This window comes from Vibrio sp. 10N.222.55.C6 (genome assembly GCF_041473395.1).
GTDB classification, from domain to species: Bacteria; Pseudomonadota; Gammaproteobacteria; order Enterobacterales; family Vibrionaceae; genus Vibrio; species Vibrio crassostreae_C.
In genome coordinates this window covers 1-406 of sequence record NZ_JBFRSD010000277.1, presented here as the reverse complement: position 1 = coordinate 406, position 406 = coordinate 1, and the positions used below count along the sequence as shown (strand labels likewise).

Below are 406 nucleotides of genomic sequence, written 5' to 3'. Positions count from 1 at the left end.
GGCTTTGGCTTCAAGTCGTACCGGAAGTGTGGGTGTTGTTGTTCCAGAACTGGGCGGGTCTTTCTATTCAGGCATCTTGCATTGCATAGAGGAAAACCTACGCCGCTTCGGTTACCACGCTGTGGTTACAGCGGGTTCGAACACCGAACAAGGGCAGCGCGAGTCTGTGGAGTTTCTGTTGGGGCGTCGTGTCGATGCTTTGATTCTTCATACTCAACTGCTCAGTGATGACTATTTAATTGAATTGGAAGAACAGGGGACCCCTGTGGTTTTGATTAACCGCTTCATCCCAGAAATGGCGATGAGTTGCATTGATATTGATAACGAAGTCGGGGGGCTACTCGCTACTCAATATCTTTTGCAAAAGGGACATACAGATATCGCGTGTATTACCGGGCCTTTAGAT

The 406-nt window shown here is 48.5% G+C and carries 1 protein-coding gene; it reads left to right on the top strand.

Annotated features, from left to right (window positions below; all coding sequences use genetic code 11):
• Positions 1 to 406, top strand: a 406-nt coding sequence (locus AB4486_RS23640) for a substrate-binding domain-containing protein (protein WP_372119007.1), incomplete at both ends; no start/stop codon positions are given.